Source organism: Streptomyces aidingensis (assembly GCF_900112355.1).
Lineage (GTDB): Bacteria > Actinomycetota > Actinomycetes > Streptomycetales > Streptomycetaceae > Streptomyces > Streptomyces aidingensis.
Genome location: NZ_FOLM01000030.1, coordinates 25,887 through 31,886, shown reverse-complemented (window position 1 = coordinate 31,886; position 6,000 = coordinate 25,887). Strand labels below are relative to the sequence as shown.

Sequence of the window (6,000 nt, the reverse complement as noted above, 5' to 3'; positions counted from 1 at the left end):
CCGAACGGTTGACGCTGAGCTTCCAGACGGAGACCTTGTAGGACTTCATGCCGCGCCCTCCGCCCGGTCCCTCAGCCACGCGTCGAGCGCCGTCCGGCGGATGCGGAGCTCTCCGTTCGGCAGGCGGATGCACGGCGGGGCGGTCCGCAGTTCGCGCCAGCGGTAGAAGGTGCGGCGGGAGACGCCGCCGAGTTCTCTGAGGACCTGGGCGACGGTCAGCAGTTCGTCACGTGCCATGGCCGCCACCGCCTTCCCGGACGGATGCGGCGATCAGGGCCGCTTCCGGGCTGTAGCCCCGGCCGGCGTACCGCCAGTGGCCGACCGTGACCGTGGCCCGGTCGGCCAGGCCGAGCGCGGTGAGCTGCTGCTGTGCGCGGTGTTCGGCCCGCGCGGTGCGCAGGGCGGTCAGTGTGGTCGAGTAGCGGCGGGATTTGGTGACGAAGTGGCTGCCGTAGCCGAGCATGTGCGCCCAGCGCCGCAGTCCCAGCGGCTCGAAGGGAGCCAGGCCGCCGAGCCACCAGCAGGTACCGATCATGCGGAGCGTGTGCGCCCGCACCGGCAGCAGCGCCAGATCGGAGGCCCGGCGTATCCGGCCGTCCACCGCCCCGGCCGCTTCCGCACCCTTGGTGGCGTACTTGGCAACGTAGGCGGCGACAGCCGAGGAGGTCAGCCGCTCCCCCGGTGTCTCGCCGGTGATGGGCCGCACGTCCACCTGTGCGCCGAAGCGCAGCAGGCGCGGGCCGATAATCTCCGCGCCCGGAGCAGACAGGCGCACCGTGCCGGCCGCCGACCGTACGGCGTCGGCCAGCGCCCCGGTTTCCGCCCATGCGGGCGAAGGGCTTCCCGGTCCGGCCGGGCCGTCCGCGCGGATGATGGCGTGGAAGTGCACCAGGCCGCGCCGTTGGTACTCGGCGACTTTCGCGTACGACAGCCGCAGCACCTCAGCGAGGGCGGAGCGCGGGACGCCGCCCCGGCGCGCGAGTTCTCGGCGCAGTTCCAGGACGAAGCGATGCCAGAGCCGCCCGGCGTGCGCCTGCCAGAGGACCGCGCCCGCGTAGTCGTAGCAGTGCGGGCAGAGCGGTTCCCCGAGCCGGAGGTCATCCGGTTCGTGCCGGGTGTGGCATCCGAGGGGCCGGGCGTGCGGGCAGCGTTCGTCTGCCTTTCGGGGTCGGCAGGCGAGGATGCGGCCGGTCCGCGTGCGGCGGGAGTGGACCGGGCCGAAGCCCGGGGCGGTGAGCGTCACGAATACCTGGGGGTGTCCGGCGACCTCCGCCCCGATGCCCTTACCGCCGACCAGGCCGGCCCTGACGAGTTGGTACGTGTCTGATCGGTAGACGCCTGCGCAGACCGGGCAGACCGAGGACCGGCGGTTGCCGCAGGCGATGAGGAGGCGTCCGCCGAAGTCGTCCGAGGAGGCGGCCCGCAGGTTTTCGCCCGTTCCTGTATCCACGAGAACGGAGGTGCCGACGAGGTGGATCGGGTTGGTGCAGCCGCCGAGGCGGACGACTCCGCGCCGCCACGCCTCGAAGTCCGGCAGGGCCGCCCGTTCGATCAGTGCGGCTACGGCCGCGTTGCCGGTGACGGAGGCGGTGCCGTTCATCGTGGCCCCCCGAATGCCTGCCGCATGACGGCGGCGATCGCTTCGGGTCGGGTCTGGGCCGTGAACCGAAGGGTCGGGTCGGTGAGCCAGAGGGCCGCGGCGTGGCCGGGGCAGACGCGCCGTTCCCGTCCGTCCGCGTCGGCCAGGGTGACGCGTTCGGGGCCGGAGCAGGTGCTCCGGTTCTCGTCGCGCAGTTCGCACCAGGGCCGGGGCGATTTGCGCGAGCGGTATGCGGTGGACAAGCTGTGAGGGCTCCCTTCACTGCTGATGTGGCGGATGGAGTGGGCTTCCGGCGGGGTCGGGTTTGGCGACTTCGCGCCCCGCCGGGAGCCACGGGCGAGGGACCTTCGGTCAGGCCCCCGGATGAGGTGTGGTGCGGGCATGGCTGTCCCCTTCTCCTCAGGGGTGAGGGCTCAGAGCCGGATCTCGCCGAGGAAGGCGCCGACGGCGTGCAGGGCCGCTTCGAAGAACGGCGCGATGACCGAGCGGGCGAGCAGGAAGCCGAAGGTCACGCAGATCAGCGCTTCCAGCCAGCGCAGGTAGCGGACCCGGATCAGAAACCAGATGAGCAGGCCGAGCAGCAGCAGGGCCGACACGGACAGAATCACGGAGCTCCCCCTTCACTCGTCGCGGTCGAGGCGCTGGAGTCGGACAGTTGTGCGGCCAGCCGGGGGGCCGGACGGGTCGGCAAGTCCCGGGAGCTCCGGGGTCAGGTGCGCGTACTGGCGTGCCACGCTTTCGGCGACGGTTTCCGGAACGAGGTGCGACCGGGCGCGTTCCCAGCCGTCCGAGGAGGCGAGGACGGCCGTGCCCGCCTGCTCCGGGCCGATCGACTGCGCGGCAACCAATGCGTCGGGGTAGATGTCGCCGAGCGTCATCTCTGCCGTGGCGGAGTCGGCGACGCGATGGCAGACCCGGCCGCCGAGCTGTGCGCGCAGCGCCGTCACACCCGGGCCGAGGTCGGAGCCGACCCGTTGGCCGGCGATGACGAGGAAGACACCGAGGGCGGCCCCGAGTTGGGCGAGCCGGACCAGGGACGTCGCTGCCGCCTGCGCCTCGTCCTTCTCGCTGCGGGAGGCGACGAGAAAGAGCTCCGCGATCTCGTCCACGATGACCACGACGGGGACGGGACGTTCGCCCTTCGGCAGGCCCCAGATGTTCCGGACGCCCGCCTTGCGGCAGAGGGCCATCCGGTCGAGGGTGAGTTCCGTCAGCCGGCCGAGGAGCTGCACGGCGTCGGCCCGGTCCGTGGCGAGCGCGGAGAGCCGAGGCCCGTAGAGCGAGAGTTCCATGCCGCCTTTGCAGTCGATGCCGACCAGGGCGACGGGCTGCGGAGCCAGACCGGCAACGAGTGCGTTGATCAGCGTGGATTTGCCGGAGCGAGTCGCCCCGACGATCAGCCAGTGCGGTATCTGCCGCAGGTCGATCGCCCAGGGGCCACCGGACTCCAGCACGCCCACCACGACCCGGAGTAAGCGGCCCGGCTGCCGTGGAGCCGGACGGATCACCGCGCGCAGCGGATCGGTGAACGTCGCGCTCACCCGCACGACGCCCGGCTTCCAGGACGAGACGCGTACGGCGTGCATCTGCCAGCCGTGCGCCATGGCCGGGGCCGCCGTCACGAAGTCGTCCGGCACCTGGCCCGGCAGCATCCGGACGAGGAACCAGAAGCCGTTGCGGGTCGGGTGCATGAGACCGCGCACGGGGACGCGGGGTTGGGGCGGAGAGCTGCCTTTGCCGACGAGCCCGGCAACCACCGTCAGCGCGGCCTTGCGGCTCACGGCCAGGCCGCAGCCGGCCATCAGCGGACGCCAGGTGCGCGTCACGCGCAGCGCGGCGGCCGGAAAACCGACTGCCGTCCACCACAGCACCGGATGCCGGCGGCGCAGGGCCGGGCCTGCCAGCAGCAGACCCAGCCCCAGCACTCCGGCCACCACGAGCGCCCAGGCGTACCAGGTTTCCCCGGCCGTCGGAGCAGAGGCCAGAACGGTCACCGGTCAGGCTCCCTTCCCCGCCGGGGCGGTCAGGGGCCGGATCTCACTGGCCCGGAACGCCACGCCGTGGCGCCCCTCGTTCTCCCAGGGGGTGGCCACCAGGTCACGGACCTGGACGGGCACCCCGATGTTCACGCCGGACGGCTCCCCCGGGACGCTCACCGTCACCACGTCGGCCGACGTGCCCGCCATCAGGCACAGGCCGACCTGATAGACGGTCTTGCCCGTCTCCCGGTCCACCCGGAGCTGACCGGTCTCCCGGTTCGCGACACGCGGAGCAGGCGCGACAGCGCAGATGATCCCCGTGAACTTCGCCGTATCAATCGGTAGGGCAACCACTTGCCCGAACTCCCTCCCACTCAGACCCCGCAGACCACCTACGGGGTGACTACCACCCGTAGTACGGATGCTGAGACACAAGAGTGCGTCCCGTAGTACGGGTTGTCAAGCGAGAAGATGTGCGGGAGTCTGGCACCGTTCGGTTCTGGAGACGCTTCGTCCACAGAACAGAACGGAAGAGCTGTCTTCACAGTCCGCGGAGAGCGCCCATGCCACCTGAGAAAGCCCTGGCCAAGTACCGGCAGATCGCCGACCACCTACGGGCAGGCATCCTGGACGGCACCTACCCGGCCGGCCAGCCGCTCCCCTCGGAGGACGCACTCGCCAAGCGGTTCGGCGTCACCAGGCCCACGGTCCGCCAGGCTGTCGCGGAGCTCCGGGCGAACGGGCTGGTCGAAGTCATGATGGGCCGCGGCATGTTTGTCCGCTCGCCCCACGGCCGACCCAGCCTCACCCGCCCCCGCGGCCTGCGCCGCGAGCCGGACGGCCGCTACGCCGAGGCCGACGGCCTGCGCTGGAGCGACGCCGAGGAGCCGGTAGCCACCCGCACGGACGCCCCGCTCCCGCTCGCCGACCTGCTGCGCATCCCGCCGGGCGAGCCTATGTACACCTACCAGGGGCTCCAGACCGCCGATCGTGGCCGTCTGCGCCAACTCCACAGCACCTACGTGCCGTTCTCGGCGCTCATCGGCACCAAGTACGAGGAGCAGGCCCCACCCCCGGCCCCACACCTGTACGAAGCCCTGGCCGAACTGGGCCACCAGCTCCACTTCACCGAGTACCTGCGCACCCGGATGCCGCTCCCCGACCAGGCCCAGGCCCTCCGCCTTCCCGAAGGCGTCCCCCTGTTGCACATCCTCCGCGTCGCACTCACCGACGCGGACAAGCCCCTCGCCCTGGAGGAGTTCCAACTCCCCGGCGACGACCTGGAGCTGTCCTACCACCTCTGACGATCGCCCCGGTTCAGATTTTCTCTACATCATCAAGGCGGCTCGCTCACGCTCGCCGCGCGCGGCCCGGCTCCGCGCCGGGCCGACGCTCCTGTCTCCGCCCCGCTCCGGCCCTGCGCCCGCCGGCCGCGCTCCATGTGGCCGCCAGATGAGGTCAGAACCCCCGGGTGGTCGGGGCCGGTCGGCTCCACGGCTTTAGGCAGCCACCATGGGGCGAGCCTCGAAGATCGGGGCCCACATCGGGCTATTGCGGGCAGGCGAGAAGCCAGCCCGATTCGCGGCAAGCGTACGGGCCCCGATCTCTCGCCCCATGGCAGCTCCCGCCCAAAGCCGCTCCACCGACCTTAGTGCCGACCTCCCCCTCAATGCCTCGTGAAGCGCTTGGGTTCTCCCAGGCGGTTGCGCATCTCAAGCGAACGATAGATGGACTTGGGATCTGCTTCGTAAGCTGCGACGGCAGACGGCACGGGCGTCAAGAAGCATCCCGTGACTATCTGGGCTACCTTGTGCGCAGTTTCTAGATGCTGTTCCGCAAAGCGAGGGGCCTCGTGTCTTTTCCCTCTGTGCTTGACCTTGTTTCTTTGTGCACCCAAATCCTTTGCGGCGACCTCGAGGCTTTTCGGAAGCTTAAGCGCCTCCACTAGGCGTGGGTAGGGTGTTGACTTATCGACACCGGGGGCCAAGTCCAGAGCGAGATAGGTCACCAGGCTATGCTGTGCCTCGACTACATCAGCCGCTGAGATCTCTCTTCGCCAGTATGAAGCTAGCGTTAGCGAGTATTCGCGCAAGTAGCGGATTACCCTTTCGTGTTTCTCGCTAGGTACTTGGCTACTCAATTGCTCAGCTATGGGCTCCTCTGCGGAGGTCCACATGATGTCACCTAGGAGTCGCAAGGGGAGTCGTTTCTTGCGCCTCTCTGTTTGGATCAGGGATACGGCTCTCATTTCTAGGGAAAAGTCACCCATGGCTAGACTCAGCATGAATGGCCTACAGTCGAAAGCAAGAGTGAAGTGAACTCGCCCGTTTTTCCGCCTTGATTCGTAATAGCTGAATTCCACGTAATGGCGCGCGGCGGTGCGCCGCAGTATTCGAAAGCATCCGCGAGCTAGATCCTCGT

At 69.5% G+C, this 6,000-nt stretch carries 7 protein-coding genes; 1 reads left to right on the top strand and 6 read right to left on the bottom strand.

Annotated features, from left to right (window positions below; translation table 11 throughout):
* Window positions 1-45: 45 nt before the first annotated feature.
* The 6 genes from BM242_RS27870 to BM242_RS27845 form a co-directional block, all read right to left on the bottom strand.
* Window positions 46-237 carry a helix-turn-helix transcriptional regulator gene (locus tag BM242_RS27870; protein WP_093841597.1) on the bottom strand — a complete coding sequence of 64 codons (192 nt, stop codon included), beginning with the start codon at window positions 235-237 and terminating at the stop codon, window positions 46-48.
* Window positions 227-1,600, bottom strand: a complete 1,374-nt coding sequence (locus tag BM242_RS27865) for a replication initiator (RefSeq protein ID WP_093841730.1) — start codon at window positions 1,598-1,600, stop codon at window positions 227-229. The genes BM242_RS27870 and BM242_RS27865 overlap by 11 nt, the downstream gene beginning before the upstream one ends.
* A complete protein-coding gene (locus BM242_RS27860) occupies window positions 1,597-1,842 on the bottom strand; it encodes a hypothetical protein (protein ID WP_093841729.1) in 246 nt (81 codons plus the stop codon). The genes BM242_RS27865 and BM242_RS27860 overlap by 4 nt, the downstream gene beginning before the upstream one ends.
* A gap of 171 nt (window positions 1,843-2,013) precedes the next feature.
* On the bottom strand, window positions 2,014-2,208 hold the full coding sequence (locus tag BM242_RS27855; RefSeq protein ID WP_093841728.1) for a hypothetical protein: 195 nt from the start codon (window positions 2,206-2,208) through the stop codon (window positions 2,014-2,016).
* A 12-nt stretch (window positions 2,209-2,220) separates the two neighbouring features.
* Entirely contained in the window at window positions 2,221-3,594 is a 1,374-nt protein-coding gene (locus BM242_RS27850) for an FtsK/SpoIIIE domain-containing protein (protein WP_093841727.1), read from the bottom strand.
* Between the two features lie 3 nt (window positions 3,595-3,597).
* Window positions 3,598-3,933 carry an SCO3933 family regulatory protein gene (locus BM242_RS27845; protein WP_093841726.1) on the bottom strand — a complete coding sequence of 112 codons (336 nt, stop codon included), beginning with the start codon at window positions 3,931-3,933 and terminating at the stop codon, window positions 3,598-3,600.
* 209 nt (window positions 3,934-4,142) lie between these two features.
* Here BM242_RS27845 and BM242_RS27840 point away from each other — a divergent pair, with 209 nt between their 5' ends.
* Entirely contained in the window at window positions 4,143-4,883 is a 741-nt protein-coding gene (locus tag BM242_RS27840) for a GntR family transcriptional regulator (protein ID WP_093841725.1), read from the top strand.
* Window positions 4,884-6,000 lie beyond the last annotated feature (1,117 nt).

Bases quoted from the DNA above. Each gene is read 5' to 3' on its own strand.
- BM242_RS27870 (WP_093841597.1), bottom strand. From the start codon at position 237: ATGGCACGTGACGAACTGCTGACCGTCGCCCAGGTCCTCAGAGAACTC.
- BM242_RS27865 (WP_093841730.1), bottom strand. From the start codon at position 1,600: ATGAACGGCACCGCCTCCGTCACCGGCAACGCGGCCGTAGCCGCACTG.
- BM242_RS27840 (WP_093841725.1), top strand. From the start codon at position 4,143: ATGCCACCTGAGAAAGCCCTGGCCAAGTACCGGCAGATCGCCGACCAC.